The sequence below is a fragment of the Microbacterium meiriae genome, assembly GCF_040686935.1.
GTDB lineage: Bacteria > Actinomycetota > Actinomycetes > Actinomycetales > Microbacteriaceae > Microbacterium > Microbacterium meiriae.
The window spans coordinates 397,201-411,558 of sequence record NZ_JBFBMF010000004.1 but is presented as its reverse complement, the minus strand read 5'-3'; the positions used below and the strand labels follow the sequence as shown (position 1 = coordinate 411,558).

Sequence of the window (14,358 nt, the reverse complement as noted above, 5' to 3'; positions counted from 1 at the left end):
CCGCTAATCAGGGGAATACTGCCCCCACGCGAGGGCGGTACGGGGGTCGATCAGCGGGCGATGGCGCGGGCGATGGCCCACACCGCCCCGCCGACGGCGGCGGCGATGCCCACGGTCGCGGCGATCGCTGCGGCGGGGTTGCGGTCGGCGAACGCGCGCGCCTTCACGGCCGCCCGCGCCGACGCCTTCTCCACGCGCCGGGGGATGTTCCCCTTGACCTCGATGGCGGCCAGGGCCGCCTTCAACTCCGCCCGCGCCGAGGCGACGGGATCGACGATTCCCGCGGGGACCGCGGTGCGCGGCAGAGACTCAGGGGTGCTCATCGCCGGCCTCCTTCACGATTCGGATGTCCTCGGCCACGGCCTGTGCCGGGTTCTGGCGACGGAGCACCTTGCGGAACTTCAGGATGCCGAGCAGCGCGAACAGCAGCACGGCGACGATGAGGATGCCGAACACCGCCAGCGCGGACAGCCAGACCGGCCACCACGACGACAGTCCCGCGATCGCGAACACGAGGATCACGGGCACGGCCCAGAACAGGAAGAACAGCGCGACGAGGAACCAGACGGAGCCGACGCCCGCATCCTTCGCCGTGCGCGACACCCACGCCTTGGCCGCGTCGATCTCGGCCTTGACGAGGGTGGTGACGAGCTCCGGCAGGTCGCCGAGCAGCGTCAGCAGACTGTCGTCGGCGCGATCCCGATATCCGCGGGGCATGTCAGTCGTCGGACTTCCGCGGGGTGGGCTTGCTCGCGGCGGGCTTCGACGCCGCGGGCTTCTGGGCCTCGGCCGCGCGCTCCTTGACCTCGTCGACCGCGTCCTCCGCGGCGTCCGAGATCTCTTCCGCGGCGTCCTTGCCGGAGGCGATGACCGCGTCGAGCTTCTGGCCGGGCGTACCGTCACCCTTGACCGACTTGACGATCTTGACGGCGCCGGTCCAGACCGCGCCGGGAACCGCGGCGGCCTTGTCGCCGACGAAGCCCTTGACCTTGTCGACGCGCTCCTGCACCGGGTCCGTGTTCCAGACCTTCAGCCACTGCGTCTTGATCTGCTCGTAACGCTCGCGTCCTGCGCGGGTGCCGAGCACATAGCCGACGCCGAGTCCGACGACGAGTCCGATCTTCCCCTTCATGGGGTCTCCTCACGTTGTTCCGGCTGTGGTCCGTCCCGGGGGACGCCCGATCGCCCGCGTCTCCGCCGCGATCAGGTACCCAGCGTAACGCCGTATGCCGATTTCGGCATCAATCGATGAGAGGGTTGACACGGAGCCCCGGAGCGCACTCGCGTACGCCCCGCGCGCACTCAGTCCCAGAGGAGGGCGCGACGCAGGCGCTCGGCTTCCTCCGCGGCGTCCGGCACGACCTGCGCGAGCCCGGTGCCGGCCAGCCAGGCCCCCACCGCGGCCAGACCGGGAACCGCCTGCACAGCCTGACGCGCCGCCGCGCGGCGCTCTCCCGACCCGATGATCGATGCCGGCTGCGCCTGCACGAAGCGCCCCCGGTGGCCTGCCACGACCTGGTCGGCCGTCAGGGGAACCCCCAGGAGGGCCGAGGCCTCCCGGCGGGCGAGGTCGACCGCGGCCCCGTCGTCCAGCGCCGCCGTCGCCGCCGGCTCCCCCTGGGCGCCGAACGAGACGCGGACGACCTCCCGGTCGCCGGCGGCCTCCCGCACCCAGGACCACTTCGCCGTGGAATGCGTGAGCGCCTTCGCCGTGTGGCTGTGCGGCACCGTGAGCACGCCGGTGCCCCGGGGCGGGGTGCGCAGCGCGGGCGCGTCGAGCAGCAGACTGATGATCTCGATCTCGGGGGCCGGTACCGCGTCAGCGGCCGCGAGGGCGGGCACGGCGCCCGCGAGCAGCTCCCGCGCCCCGTGCTCGGAGGTTGCGACGATCACGGCGTCGGCGGCGAGTTCCGCCTCCTGCGTCGTCTCCTCGCCCTCGATCGGCTCCTCCGCGGCGGGTTCCTCGACCACGACGCGCCAGGTGGTGCCGTCGGTGGTGAGGCGACGAGCTCGGACACGGGTGCGCACGGTCGCACCGAGTTCGTCGAGGTCGGCCGCGAGGGCGTCGACGAGCACGCTCATCCCGCCGACGAGCCCCTCGACGGCGGCACCGGGAGTCTTCGCGCCGCGCGACGCCGCCTCACCACGGAGGGCCAGCACCGCCCCGGAGAGGGATCCGACGCGGGTCAGGGCGGCGTTGAGTCCGGGGGCGGCGACGTCGATGTCCACGTCGTCCGGGGAGGCGGAGTAGACACCCGTGGTGACGGGGGCGACGAGGCGGTCGCGCACCTTCTCCCCCATGCGCGAGGCGACGAGGCGGCCGAGGCTCAGCTGGTGGCCGATGGTGAGCGGCGGGCGCACCCGGTCGAGATAGGCCCGCCAGGCGCCCGACCAGCCGATGATGCGGCGGACGTCGTCCTGGAAGGGGTTGCCCGGGATGCCGAGGATGCCGCCGGCCGGAAGCGGAGCCGCGCCGCCGCCGGGGAGTCCGGCGAGCCACGCGCCTCCCGCCTGCGGCGTCACGACGCGGTCGGAGAGACCGAGGTCGTTCACGAGAGCCCGGACGTGCCCGCCCTTCGTCGCGTAGCTCTCCGCGCCCGCGTCGACGACGACACCGTCCAGCGCGACCCTGCGGATCACGCCACCCAGGGACTCGGACCCTTCGAGCAGCGTGACCTGCATGCCGACCTTCGCGCACTCCCGCGCGGCCACGAGTCCGCCGACGCCGCCGCCCACCACGACGACGTGCTTCCGTGCGGCACGGGCGGCCAGGTCGGCCGGTTCAGCGGGTGCGGGGTGCTCGGGGCTCATGCCTCCATCCTTTCACCGCCCCTGTGCTTCGAATCGCCCGATTGGCCGGATAATCGCCGCGGATGCCGCCAGGTGCGCGATCCGAACGGAGGTCAGGCCCGACCGCGCTTGCGCACCTCGCGGAGGACGATCTGCTCGGGACAGACCGTGGAGAGGAAGTCGCCGACGGAGAGGGCGAGGCGTTCACCGACGAGCGAGTAGAAGATGCGGTTGGCATCGCGACGTTCGGAGACGAGGCCCGCCTGGCGCAGCACGCTCAGGTGCCGGGAGATGGTCGGGCCGCTCGCGGAGAAGCGGGACGCGATCTCCCCGGCCGCGAGCTCCCCCTCCTTGAGGTCCTGCAGGATCTGCCTCCGGGTGGGATGGGCGAGCGCCGCGAAGATGTCGGATGCGCTGTCGGCCATGCTTGCAATATAGCACCTTCGCTAGATACAGTTTCGCCAGATAGCTAATTAGCGAAGGAGAACACCATGAAGGTCGCCATCACCGGAGGCAGTGGATTCGTCGGCCGCGCCCTCGCCGATCGCCTGGAGGAGCCCGTGGTGATCTCCCGACGCTCCGGCACGGACATCACCGACGTCGACGCGCTGACCGCCGCCTTCGCCGGATGCGACGCCGTCGCCCACTGCGCCGGGATCAACCGGGAGATCGGCGACCAGACCTTCCGCCGCGTGCACGTCGAGGGCACGGCCGCCGTCGTCGAGGCCGCTCGCCGCGCCGGCGTCCGGCGGCTCGTCATGGTGAGCTTCCTCCGCGCCCGGCCCGACTGCGGCTCCGCTTACCACGAGTCGAAGTGGGAGGCCGAGGAGATCATCCGCGGCTCCGGGCTCCCGCACACGATCCTGAAGTCCGGGATGATCTACGGCCCCGGCGATCACATGGTCGACCATGTGACCCGTGCCGTCCGCACCCTCCCCTTCTTCTGGACGGTCGGCTACCGCGAACGCACCGCCCGCCCGGTCCCCGTCGAGGATGCCGCGGACGTGCTGGTGGCCGCGCTCGAGGGCCGCATCCCGGAGCCGACGGTCGCCGTGATGGGGGCGGACGAGGTCACGCTCGGGGAGGCCATCCGCCGGATCGCCCGCGTCGCCGGACGTCGTCCCGCGTTCCTCCCCGTTCCGGCCTGGGTCGTGCGGGTGCTCGCGCAGCTCACCGAGTGGACCATGGTCGTGCCCCTGGTCGCGAAGGCGCAGGCGCGGATGCTCGCGGAGGGCGTCAGCGAACCGGCACCGTGGGCGCCGGAGCCGCCGGAGGGCATCCGCCCCTCACGGCCGTTCGACGACGCCAGCATCCGCGCGGCGCTGCCCACCGGGCGCTTCGGTCTTTCGGATCTGCGGCTGGTGCGCGCGCTTCGAATCGCCTGAATGGCTGCATCTGGGCCGCAGATGCCGCAAAGCAGGCGATTCGAACGGAGGTCAGCCGGCATGCACCAGCTCGACGATACGGGTGAGCTGGTCGGGGTCGGTCTCCGGGGGCACACCGTGGCCGAGGTTGAGGATGTGTCCGCGGGCCGCGCGACCGCGTTCGAGCACGTCGCGGACATGCGCCTCGAGCACCGGCCACGGCGCGCCGAGGAACGCGGGGTCGATGTTCCCCTGCACCGAGACGTCGGGGCCGAGGATCGCGGCGGCCTCGTCGAGGGGCAGCCGCCAGTCGACCCCCACGCCGTCGGCGATGCCGTCCAGCCGCATGTCGCCGAGGAAGGGGCCGGTGCCGACGCCGAAGTGGATCGTCGGGACCCCGATGCCGTCCAGAGCGGTCCGTGAGTGCGGCGCCACGAAGGTGCGGTAGTCGGCGGGGCTGAGGGAACCCGCCCAGCTGTCGAAGAGCTGCACGACCGCGGCGCCGGCATCGCGCTGCGTCTCCAGGAACCGCCGCGAGATCTGCGCCAGCCAGCCCGCGAGACGGTGCCAGGCCTCGGGCTCCGCGTGCATCATGCCGCGCGCACGCAGGTGCTCCTTGGACGGACCGCCCTCGACGAGATACGCCGCGAGCGTGAAGGGGGCTCCCGCGAAGCCGATGACCGGGGTGTCGCCGAGCTCGGCGGCGACGATGCCGACGGCTTCCGCGATCGCGCTGCCGTCGAGGCTGTCCGGATCGATCGCCGTGATGCGGTCGACGTCGGCCAGCGTCCGCACGGGGTTCGCGAAGACCGGGCCGCGGCCGGGCTCGATCTCCACGTCCACGCCGGCGAGACGCAGCGGGATGACGATGTCGCTGAAGAACACCGCCGCGTCGACGCCGTGCCGCCGCACGGGCTGGAGGGTGATCTCGGCGGCGAGGTCGGGGGTGAGGCAGGCGTCGAGCATACGCGTGCCGACCCGCAGCTCCCGGTACTCGGGCAGGGACCGGCCCGCCTGGCGCATGAACCAGACCGGAGCGGTGGCGGGGCGGTCGCCGGTGAGGGCGCGCAGCAGCGGGGCGTCGGAGAGTGCCATGCCCCCATCCTCCCATCCGGCGCCTAGGGAGCCGCCGAGTCCCGGCTCCGTACGCTCGGGTACAATCGAAGGGTGCTGCTGTGTGTGACGGCGAGTCACAAGACCGCCTCCTTCGAACTGCTCGAACGCCTGAGCCGCACCCCCGACGACGTCGCTCCCACCATCGTGGGCATGGCGCCGTGCGTGCAGGGTGCCGTGGTCCTGGCGACGTGCAACCGCTTCGAGGCGTACGTGGAGATGGACGAGCCCGTGACCGCGGCCGGCGCCATCGGCGTCGAAGCCGTGATCGAGGCCGTCGAGTCCGCGACCGGCATTCCCGCCGCCGACCTCGACGGTGCCTACGCCGTGCACTCCGGCCGCCGCGTCGCCGAGCACCTCTTCTCCGTGGCCTCCGGTCTCGAGTCCGTCGTCTCCGGCGAGGGCGAGATCGCCGGCCAGGTGCGGCGTGCCCTGAAGTCCGCCCGCAAGGACGGCACCACCTCCCCCGAGCTCGAGCGCCTGTTCCAGCGCGCGAGCCAGGCGCAGCGCAAGGTCAAGAACGTCACCGCCCTCGGCCGCGCCGGTCGATCTCTCGTGCGTCTCGCACTGGAGCTCGCCGACAGCCGCATCGCCGACTGGTCGGCCGAGCGCGTGCTGCTGGTCGGCACCGGAGCCTACGCCGCCGTCACCCTCGCGACTCTGCGCGAGCGCGGCGCCGTCGACATCTCCGTCTACTCCCCCTCGGGCCGCGCAGAGATCTTCGCGGCCAAGCACGACATCCGCCCGGTTCCGGCAGACGAGTACGCACGCACGGCGGCGCACTCCACGCTGCTGATCACCTGCACCACCGCGACCGAGCCCGTGCTCGGCCCGGAGCACCTGCAGCTCCCGGTCGGCCTCGCCGCCGCGGGCTGCCCCGTCAGCGCGACCAGCGGCACCACCGGTGTCCCGAGCCGGCTGGTGGTCGACCTCGGCATGCCGCGCAACGTCGACCCGGCCGTGGCCGCACTGGAGGGCGTCGCGCTGCTGGACCTGGAGACCATCCGCCTGCACGCCCCGCTCGAGGAGCTGCAGGCGACGGACGCCGCCCGGAGCGTCGTCCGCGAGGCCGCGGAGACCTTCCACGTCGTCGGTGCCCGCCAGAGCGTGACCCCGTCGGTGGTGGCGTTCCGGTCGCACATCTTCGAGCTGCTGGAGCGCGAGATCGACCGTGCGCGCGCCCGCGGCGACGAGGACGGCAAGGTCGAGCAGGCCCTCCGGCACCTCTCCGGCGTGCTGCTGCACACGCCGACCGTGCGGGCTCATGAGCTCGCCGCCGCCGGTCGCGCGGACGAGTTCGCCGCCGCGCTCGCGACGCTGTACGGGATCGCCCCTGCCGCGGACACGGTCGAAGACGCCGCCACAGCCTGATCCCGTGTGGGCGAGATGGGAGGCGCGGCCCTCCACATCACCGGAGACACCGCCGCCGACGCTGCGGAACGAGAGCCGTGTGCTGCGCGTCGACATGCTGATGGACCAGAGTGCGGGAGCCATGGGCTGCGCGAGGATCCGCGCTGTGAGAGCGTGGGGCACGAGGAGGCGCGAATGACCCAGGATCTGTACTCGGACGCGAGGCTGTACGACCTGCTGTTTCCGACGAGCGAGGCAGCCGTGGACTTCTACCGCGCCGAAGCCGACAGCGTGGGCGGTCGCGTGCTCGAGCTCGGATGCGGAACCGGTCAGAAGCTGATCCCGATCGCGGCCGACGGGCACCCGAGCGTCGGACTCGACCTGTCGCTCGACATGCTGGCTGTGGCACGTCAGAAGGCTGAGGAGCGCGGTGTGTCCGTCGAGTGGCAGCACGGCGACATGCGCGACTTCGACCTGGGCGACGAGTTCGACCTCATCTTCATCGCGGGCAACGCTCTGCTGCACCTGCACGAGGCTGACGACATCGTGCAGTGCTTCCGCGCGGCACGGCGGCACCTCGCGCCCGGCGGACGTTTCGCTTTCGACGTCTTCCATCCCGACGTGCGGCTCCTGGCTGACGCCGACGGGGTCCGGCGCCCGCGCACGACATTCGCCGATCCCGACCGCGGCGACGTCCGCGTCGACGTCGCGGACGCCTACGATGCCGCCGCACAGGTGACGCGCGGCACCTGGTACTTCTCGACGGACTCCGAGCCCGACTTCCAGACGGTGTCCATCGAGGTGCGGATCATCTTCCCCCAGGAACTGCCGGTGCTCCTTGCGCATGCCGGACTCCGACTGGTCGAGCGCTTCGGCGGCTGGGACGGCAGCCTCTTCGGGGCGGGCTCCTCGACCCAGCTCTGCATCTGCGAATCCGCCGCCCCGTAGTGAGAGAGGATGGGACTCATGGCCCTTCACATCACCGGAGACACCGCCGCCGACGCCCTGCTGACCGAGAACCCGACGGCTCTGCTGATCGGCATGCTGCTGGACCAGCAGATCCCCATGGAGACCGCGTTCTCCGGTCCGCTCAAGATCGAGCAGCGCACCGGCGCCGCGGATGCCTCGGCGATCGCGGGCATGGCACCGGAGGAGTTCCTGGAGGCCTTCCGGCAGACCCCCGCAGTGCACCGGTTCCCCGGATCCATGGCGACGCGGGTGCAGACCCTGTGCCAGGCGCTCGTCGACGACTGGGACGGGGACGCCGCCGCCCTCTGGACGCGCCCGTCGACAGGCTCAGGCCCTTCGACAGGCTCAGGGAGCCAGCCGAGCGGCGCCGAGGTGCTCAAGAGACTCAAGGCTCTTCCCGGCTTCGGTGAGCAGAAGGCGAAGATCTTCCTCGCCCTCCTCGGCAAGCAGTACGGGTTCACCGGCGAGGGCTGGCGGGAGGCCTCCGCTCCCTACGGCGAGGACGGTTCGTACCGCAGCGTCGCCGACATCGTGTCGCCCGAATCGCTGACGAAGGTGCGCGAGTACAAGAAGGCGATGAAGGCGGCGGCGAAGGCGGCGAAGTAGTGCAGCCGACCGGGGACGACGTCGCGGGGCTGATCGCCCGCTCCTCCCCGGCCGTGCGTCGCCGTGATGCGGAGACGCTGACCGCTCTCCTGCGGGACATCTCCGGACGCGAACCGCAGACCTGGGGCTCGATCATCGGGTTCGGCTCCTGCCACTACCGCTACCCCACCGGGACGGAGGGTGACAGCGGCATTCTGAGCTTCGCCCCCCGGAAGTCCGCGACCACGATCTACCTCCTCGACAGCGTGGACGCCCACGCGGAGGCTCTCGGCGCGCTCGGCCCGCACACGACAGGGGTGGGCTGCCTTTACATCAAGGACCTCGATCAGGTCGACCTCGACGTGCTGCGCGGGATCCTCGAGCGTTCGCGCGCCTGGGTCGAGTCCGGCGGCGACGCGCGTATGCACCTGACGATCACGTCGTAGCTCCCCCTCCTGTCGCCGAGACCCCGGGTTACCGCCGAGACCCCGGCGTGGGGACGTGTGGGGCCCGGGGTCTCGGCGGGAGGGCGGGGTCTCAGATGGTAGCCACCCCCTCCTCGACCTGCACGCGCCGCGCGTGCGCCGCGTGACGCCGCCACCGGCGGTCGTGCGTCACCGTGACGACGGCGGCGGGATGGTCGACGAGGGCGCCCTCGAGCTGCTCCACGAGCTCGGGATCGAGATGGTTCGTCGGCTCATCGAGCAGCAGCAGGTCGAACCGCGACGCCAGGGCCACCGCGAGATCCAGCCGGCGACGCTGCCCGACCGAGAGTGTCCGCACGTCGCGGTCCGCCTCCGGCCCGCGGAAGAGTCCATGAGCCAGGAGAGCGTCGTGCGCATCCGCCGGCGGCGTCCCCGTCCGCGCCGCGAAGACCTCGATGGCGGTACCTCGCAGGCGCGTGTCGACCTCCTGCCGGAGGAACGCGAACCGCACGCCGTCGGCGCGGAGGAGCGTCCCGGATGCAGGCAGGAGCTCGCCGACGAGGAGGCGGAGGAGCGTCGTCTTCCCGACGCCGTTCGGCCCGGTCACGAGCCACCGCGAACCGGCCTCGATCGTCCACTGCGACACGTCGAGCCGTCGTCCCGGTTCACGGAGGGAGACGGCATCGAGGGTCAGGAGCGGGTCGTCGAGCGGTGCCCGATCCTCTGCTGCGACCACGAACCGCAGCCGCTCCGGTGGAGGTGGGCACGGGTCCGCCCGGAGCCGCGCCAGCCTCTCCTTCGCCATGCGGATGCGTCCGACGGCACCGTGGTCGCGGCTCCGCGCCCGGAACGCGCCATGACCGAAGCCGTCGAGCTCGAGCTTCCGCGGGATCGCCTGCAGCCGGAACGCGTTGGCGGCGAGCAGCGACTCGGCCCGGGCGACCTCGGCCTTCCACTCCTCGTGGCGCGCGGCCGCCGCACGTCTCTCGGCCTCGCGCGCTCGCAGGAACCCGGCGTAGCCATCGCCGTAGCGGCGGATCCGACCGTCCTCCACCTGCACGACAGCCGTCGCGAAACGGTCCACGAAGTCGCGGTCGTGGGTCACGACCACCAGCGCTCCGCGGTGCGCGGCGAGTCGCTCCTCGAGCCAAGTCAGCGCCCGGTCGTCGAGGTCGTTCGTGGGCTCGTCGAGGAGGAGCAGTTCGGCTCCGGAAGAGAGGGCGACCGCGAGAGCGAGCCGCGCCCGTTCTCCGCCCGACAGCGCGGCCACCGGTCGCGCGCGGTCCACTCCGCCCAGCCCGAGCTGTTCCAGGGCGGTGTCGATGCGACGGTCGACGTCGTATCCGCCGCGGGACTCGAAACGGTCCTGCAACAGGGCCACAGCGGCCATCTGCTGCGCACGCTCGGCGGATCCCCCGGCGGCGAGGAGCTCGTACGCGCGGCCGAGGTCACGCTCCAGCACGCGGAGGTCGCCGAGGAGATCGTCGATGGCATCGGCCATCGACGCTCCATCCGCGAACACGGGGTTCTGCCGGGCATGAGCGATCCCGCCGGGGAGGTCGAGCCGCACCTCCCCGGATGTCGGCGCGAGAGCACCGGCGAGCAGATCGAGCAGCGTCGACTTCCCGGCGCCGTTGTCGCCGATGACGGCGAGGCGGTCGGCGGGTCCGACGGCGAGATCGATGCGGTTCAGCACGAGACGGTCGGCGAACCGGACGGAGGCGGCCTGCAGCGCGCACTCGCGATGAACGCGGGCCGGAGTGTCGGAAGGAGGCGAGGGTACAGGGAACATGAGGGGTCCTCTCCGGCGGCGCACGCGCACCGCCGGGATCTGCGTCGATGACGCGGGGAACAGGAACCTCGACCGCACCCTGCTCGGGTGCGGGTCGCTCAGGACCCACCGCGGAGAAGAGCTCTCGACGCGGCGTCCCGATCTAGCGAATCAGAGTACCCACGAGGAGCGACCATAGCAGGGTCACTCTGCGCCCGCCAGACCCCGCTTTCTCGGCGAGACCCCGACCTACCCCCACACGCGGCCCGGGGGCTCGGCGAGAACCCGGGGTCTCAGCGAGAGCGGAGGCGGGCGGGGACGGCGGGGACGGCGAAGAGGAGGATGATCGCGAGGACGATGCCGCGGACGATCCAGAGGCCGGGCTCCCAGATCACCTCGTAGTTCCCAGGGAGGCCGAGGAACGCGGCGATGATCGATCCCCACGACGCGCGGCCGCTGCTGTCCGTGTCGATCGAGAGTCCGCCCACGATGCTCAGCACCCCGAGGCTCAGCAGCACGATCGGCATGATGAGGGCGCCGGGCTTCGCCTCCCCGCGCGCGATCATGCGGATCACCGTCACGAGCGACACGAGCGGGAACACGAAGAAGAACCAGACGAGGGCGCCGAGCAGCAGCCCCACGACGATGAAGATCGGCACCCAGATCAGCATCCAGGGGCCTTCGTCCGCGATGAAGTAGTCCGGGTCACGGAGGATCGCGACGACGAAGCCCGCCAGGGTCCCGAGCGGCAGCACCGCGAGCACCCACCAGAACACGGCCTTCGGCACCCGCTTGCGCTCCCCCAGCCGCGCCATCACGATCTGGATGATGAGCGCCGCCGGGAGCGCCGGGATGCCGAACATCGCGATGATCGGGCCTGCGCCGTCGTTCTCGCGCAGGTCGAGCACCGTGAGGATCATCCACGACACGGCGAGCGCGCCGAGCACGATGGCCGCGACCGGACGCACGGGCGACGATTCCCCCCGTGCGTCGGCTCCCCCCGGTGCCGTCACGTCAGGCGCCGCGGAGGCGCTCCGCCAGGTAGGCGTGCAGCTCGTCGATCGGGACGCGCTCCTGTGCCATCGTGTCCCGGTCGCGCACCGTCACGGCGCGGTCGTCGAGCGAGTCGAAGTCGACCGTGACGCAGAACGGCGTGCCGATCTCGTCCTGGCGGCGGTAGCGCCGGCCGATCGCACCGGCGTCATCGAAGTCCACGGCCCACGAGCCGCGCAGCGTGTCGGCCACCTCGCGGGCGAGCGGCGACAGCTTCTCGTTGCGCGACAGCGGGAGCACGGCGGCCTTGACAGGAGCCAGGCGCGGGTCGAGCTTGAGCACGGTGCGCGTGTCGGTGCCGCCCTTGGCGTTGGGCACCTGCTCCTCGACGTACGCGTCGACGAGGAAGGCCATCATCGCGCGGGTGAGTCCGAACGAGGGCTCGATCACGTACGGGGTGTAGCGCTCGCCCGTGGCCTGGTCGAAGTACGTCAGGCTCTGGCCGGAGGCCTCGCTGTGGCTGGAGAGGTCGTAGTCGGTGCGGTTGGCGACGCCCATGAGCTCGCCCCACTCCTTGCCGGCGAAGCCGAAGCGGTACTCGACGTCGATGGTGCCGGCCGAGTAGTGCGCGCGGTCCTCCTCCGGCACGTCGAACTGCCGCATGTTCTCCGGGTCGATGCCGAGGTCGATGAACCAGTTCCAGCACGCCTCGACCCAGTGGTCGAACCACTGCGGCGCCTCGGCGGGCGGCGTGAAGAACTCGATCTCCATCTGCTCGAACTCGCGGGTGCGGAAGATGAAGTTGCCGGGGGTGATCTCGTTGCGGAACGCCTTGCCGACCTGGCCGATGCCGAACGGCGGCTTCTTGCGGCTCGCGGTGAGCACGTTCGCGAAGTTCACGAAGATGCCCTGCGCGGTCTCGGGGCGCAGATAGTAGAGGCCGGACTCGTCGTCGACCACACCGAGGTACGTCTTCACCAGACCGGAGAACGCCTTCGGCTCGGTGTACTGCCCCTTGGTGCCGCAGTTCGGGCAGGGGATGTCGGCGAGACCGTTCTCGGCCTTCCGCCCCTTGCGCGCCTCGAAGTCCTCGATGAGGTTGTCGGCACGGAAGCGCTTGTGGCACTGCAGGCACTCGACGAGCGGGTCGGTGAAGGTCGCGACGTGGCCGGAGGCCTCCCACACGCGCTTCGGCAGGATGATGCTGGAGTCGAGGCCGACCATGTCACCGCGACCGCGCACGAAGGTCTGCCACCACTGGCGGCGGATGTTCTCCTTCAGCTCCGTGCCGAGGGGTCCGTAGTCCCAGGCCGACCGGGAACCGCCGTAGATCTCACCCGCCTGGAACACGAACCCGCGGTGGCGGGCGAGGGCGATGACCTTGTCAAGACGGGACTGTTCGGCCACGGTGGCTCCAATGGTCGGATGCGGAGAATGCCCGTGAGCACGGGCACCCCCAGTCTATCCGGGGCCGGAGCGCAACCCCTGGCCGCGGGACCCGCGGGAGGAGTACCGTCCCACGCATGAGCACCACCGCGCACCCGCCCGCCTCCCGCGACGAGGACACCCGCTTCTTCGGGCAGCCGTGGTCGCTCGTGCACATCTTCGGCGTGGAGATGTGGGAGCGGTTCAGCTTCTACGGCATGCAGGGCATCCTGCTCATCTACCTGTACTTCTCGGTGACCGACGGCGGCCTCGGGCTTCCGGAGGCGGTGGCGGGCGGGATCGTCGGCGCGTACGGCGGCTCCGTGTACCTGTCCACCATCCTCGGGGCCTGGCTCGCCGATCGGCTGTTCGGCTCCGAGCGGGTGCTGTTCGTCAGCGCCATCGTCATCGTCTCGGGCCACCTCGCCCTCGCGCTCCTGCCGGGGTTCGTCGGCGTCGGGGTCGGACTCGTGCTCGTGGCCCTGGGCTCGGGAGGCCTGAAGGCGAACGCCACGTCCGTCGTGGGGACGCTGTACCGTCCGGACGACGAACGACGCGACGCCGGGTTCTCGCTGTTCTACCTCGGCATCAACCTCGGCGCCTTCCTCGGACCGATCCTCACCGGGCTGCTCCAGTCGACCCTCGGCTTCCACTGGGGGTTCGGCCTCGCCGCCCTCGGCATGACGCTGGGTCTCGTGCAGTACTCGTTCGGCCGCCGCGGCCTGCCCGCCTCCTCGCGCGAGGTGCCGAACCCGCTCCCCCGCACGCGCTACCCGCTGGTCGCCGGCATCGCGGTCGGTGCGGTCGTCGTGATCGCGGTGCTCGTGCTGACCGGAGTCATCCAGGCCGACAACCTCGCCACGATCGTGATCGGGGTCACCGCGGTCGCCGCGGTCGCCTACTTCGCGGTGATCCTCGGCAGTCGCCGCATCGACGCCACCGAGCGCTCGCGGGTCTGGGGGTTCCTGCCGCTGTTCCTCACGAGCGTCGCGTTCTGGTCGCTGTACCAGCAGCAGTTCACGGTGCTGACGATCTACTCCGACAAACGGCTCGACCGCGACCTGTTCGGGTGGGAGATGCCGGTGTCGTGGGTGCAGTCCATCAACCCGGTGTTCATCATCATCCTGTCCGGGGTCTTCGCGGCGGTCTGGACGAAGCTGGGGAAGCGTCAGCCGTCGACCCCGGTCAAGTTCGGACTGGCCGCCATCATCATGGGCTCCGCGTTCCTGCTGTTCCTGCCGTTCTCCGGCGGCGGTGCGAACTCGACGCCGCTGCTCGCGATCGTCGGCATCCTGTTCGTGTTCACCGTCGCCGAGCTGCTGCTCTCGCCGGTCGGGCTGTCGGTCACGACGAAGCTCGCCCCGGCGGTCTTCCACACGCAGATGGTCGCGCTGTTCTTCCTGTCCATCGCCCTCGGCACCGCCATCTCGGGCGAGCTCGTGAAGTTCTACGATCCGGGGAACGAGGTGCCGTACTTCTCGATCCTCGGCGGCATCGCGATCCTCGTCGGCATCGGACTGCTGCTGAGCGTGAAGCCGGTGCTGCGGCTCATGCGCGGCGTGCGGTGACGGCC

General features: G+C 71.3%; 15 protein-coding genes. 6 read left to right on the top strand and 9 right to left on the bottom strand.

The window, feature by feature from the left end; translation table 11 throughout:
• Positions 1-50: 50 nt before the first annotated feature.
• From AB0P08_RS15270 to AB0P08_RS15250, 5 genes are all read right to left on the bottom strand, one after another.
• Entirely contained in the window at positions 51-323 is a 273-nt protein-coding gene (locus tag AB0P08_RS15270; RefSeq protein WP_025104872.1) for a hypothetical protein, read from the bottom strand.
• Positions 310-717, bottom strand: coding sequence for a phage holin family protein (locus AB0P08_RS15265; RefSeq protein WP_259954392.1), 408 nt, complete (start codon positions 715-717; stop codon positions 310-312). The genes AB0P08_RS15270 and AB0P08_RS15265 overlap by 14 nt, the downstream gene beginning before the upstream one ends.
• 1 nt (position 718) lies before the next feature.
• Entirely contained in the window at positions 719-1,132 is a 414-nt protein-coding gene (locus AB0P08_RS15260) for a hypothetical protein (protein ID WP_259954394.1), read from the bottom strand.
• Positions 1,133-1,302: 170 nt separating this feature from the next.
• Complete coding sequence (locus AB0P08_RS15255; RefSeq protein ID WP_363590413.1) at positions 1,303-2,811, bottom strand: protoporphyrinogen/coproporphyrinogen oxidase; 1,509 nt, start codon at positions 2,809-2,811, stop codon at positions 1,303-1,305.
• Positions 2,812-2,903: 92 nt separating this feature from the next.
• A complete protein-coding gene (locus AB0P08_RS15250; protein WP_060921528.1) occupies positions 2,904-3,215 on the bottom strand; it encodes a metalloregulator ArsR/SmtB family transcription factor in 312 nt (103 codons plus the stop codon).
• 66 nt (positions 3,216-3,281) lie between these two features.
• On the opposite strand from AB0P08_RS15250, the gene AB0P08_RS15245 reads away from it, so the two are divergent.
• Entirely contained in the window at positions 3,282-4,175 is an 894-nt protein-coding gene (locus AB0P08_RS15245) for an NAD(P)H-binding protein (protein WP_363590412.1), read from the top strand.
• Positions 4,176-4,226: 51 nt separating this feature from the next.
• Here the strand turns inward: AB0P08_RS15245 and hemE are convergent, their stop codons facing one another.
• Positions 4,227-5,249 carry a uroporphyrinogen decarboxylase gene (gene hemE / locus AB0P08_RS15240; RefSeq protein ID WP_187662565.1) on the bottom strand — a complete coding sequence of 341 codons (1,023 nt, stop codon included), beginning with the start codon at positions 5,247-5,249 and terminating at the stop codon, positions 4,227-4,229.
• Positions 5,250-5,321: 72 nt separating this feature from the next.
• Between hemE and AB0P08_RS15235 the strand changes: the two genes are divergently transcribed.
• From AB0P08_RS15235 to AB0P08_RS15220, 4 genes are all read left to right on the top strand, one after another.
• On the top strand, positions 5,322-6,638 hold the full coding sequence (locus AB0P08_RS15235; RefSeq protein ID WP_363590411.1) for a glutamyl-tRNA reductase: 1,317 nt from the start codon (positions 5,322-5,324) through the stop codon (positions 6,636-6,638).
• Positions 6,639-6,812: 174 nt separating this feature from the next.
• A complete protein-coding gene (locus AB0P08_RS15230; RefSeq protein WP_363590410.1) occupies positions 6,813-7,565 on the top strand; it encodes a class I SAM-dependent methyltransferase in 753 nt (250 codons plus the stop codon).
• 18 nt (positions 7,566-7,583) lie between these two features.
• Positions 7,584-8,192 carry an HhH-GPD-type base excision DNA repair protein gene (locus AB0P08_RS15225; RefSeq protein WP_363590409.1) on the top strand — a complete coding sequence of 203 codons (609 nt, stop codon included), beginning with the start codon at positions 7,584-7,586 and terminating at the stop codon, positions 8,190-8,192.
• A complete protein-coding gene (locus tag AB0P08_RS15220; RefSeq protein WP_363590408.1) occupies positions 8,192-8,617 on the top strand; it encodes a DUF1801 domain-containing protein in 426 nt (141 codons plus the stop codon). Before AB0P08_RS15225 ends, AB0P08_RS15220 begins: the two co-directional genes overlap by 1 nt.
• A gap of 91 nt (positions 8,618-8,708) precedes the next feature.
• Here AB0P08_RS15220 and AB0P08_RS15215 read toward each other — a convergent pair whose 3' ends face one another.
• The 3 genes from AB0P08_RS15215 to AB0P08_RS15205 all read right to left on the bottom strand — a co-directional run bounded on the left by AB0P08_RS15215 (position 8,709) and on the right by AB0P08_RS15205 (position 12,767).
• Complete coding sequence (locus AB0P08_RS15215) at positions 8,709-10,388, bottom strand: ABC-F family ATP-binding cassette domain-containing protein (protein WP_363590407.1); 1,680 nt, start codon at positions 10,386-10,388, stop codon at positions 8,709-8,711.
• Between the two features lie 272 nt (positions 10,389-10,660).
• The gene (locus AB0P08_RS15210; protein WP_363590406.1) at positions 10,661-11,335 is read right to left on the bottom strand and encodes a hypothetical protein; all 675 of its coding nucleotides are present in this window, start codon (positions 11,333-11,335) and stop codon (positions 10,661-10,663) included.
• A gap of 46 nt (positions 11,336-11,381) precedes the next feature.
• A complete protein-coding gene (locus AB0P08_RS15205; protein WP_187662571.1) occupies positions 11,382-12,767 on the bottom strand; it encodes a glycine--tRNA ligase in 1,386 nt (461 codons plus the stop codon).
• A gap of 116 nt (positions 12,768-12,883) precedes the next feature.
• Between AB0P08_RS15205 and AB0P08_RS15200 the strand changes: the two genes are divergently transcribed.
• Positions 12,884-14,353, top strand: a complete 1,470-nt coding sequence (locus tag AB0P08_RS15200; protein ID WP_363590405.1) for a peptide MFS transporter — start codon at positions 12,884-12,886, stop codon at positions 14,351-14,353.
• The last annotated feature ends 5 nt before the right edge of the window (positions 14,354-14,358 follow it).

Bases quoted from the DNA above. Each gene is read 5' to 3' on its own strand.
- AB0P08_RS15215 (WP_363590407.1), bottom strand. From the start codon at position 10,388: ATGTTCCCTGTACCCTCGCCTCCTTCCGACACTCCGGCCCGCGTTCAT.
- AB0P08_RS15265 (WP_259954392.1), bottom strand. From the start codon at position 717: ATGCCCCGCGGATATCGGGATCGCGCCGACGACAGTCTGCTGACGCTG.
- AB0P08_RS15230 (WP_363590410.1), top strand. From the start codon at position 6,813: ATGACCCAGGATCTGTACTCGGACGCGAGGCTGTACGACCTGCTGTTT.
- AB0P08_RS15255 (WP_363590413.1), bottom strand. From the start codon at position 2,811: ATGAGCCCCGAGCACCCCGCACCCGCTGAACCGGCCGACCTGGCCGCC.
- AB0P08_RS15260 (WP_259954394.1), bottom strand. From the start codon at position 1,132: ATGAAGGGGAAGATCGGACTCGTCGTCGGACTCGGCGTCGGCTATGTG.
- AB0P08_RS15270 (WP_025104872.1), bottom strand. From the start codon at position 323: ATGAGCACCCCTGAGTCTCTGCCGCGCACCGCGGTCCCCGCGGGAATC.
- AB0P08_RS15250 (WP_060921528.1), bottom strand. From the start codon at position 3,215: ATGGCCGACAGCGCATCCGACATCTTCGCGGCGCTCGCCCATCCCACC.
- AB0P08_RS15225 (WP_363590409.1), top strand. From the start codon at position 7,584: ATGGCCCTTCACATCACCGGAGACACCGCCGCCGACGCCCTGCTGACC.
- AB0P08_RS15245 (WP_363590412.1), top strand. From the start codon at position 3,282: ATGAAGGTCGCCATCACCGGAGGCAGTGGATTCGTCGGCCGCGCCCTC.
- AB0P08_RS15200 (WP_363590405.1), top strand. From the start codon at position 12,884: ATGAGCACCACCGCGCACCCGCCCGCCTCCCGCGACGAGGACACCCGC.
- hemE (WP_187662565.1), bottom strand. From the start codon at position 5,249: ATGGCACTCTCCGACGCCCCGCTGCTGCGCGCCCTCACCGGCGACCGC.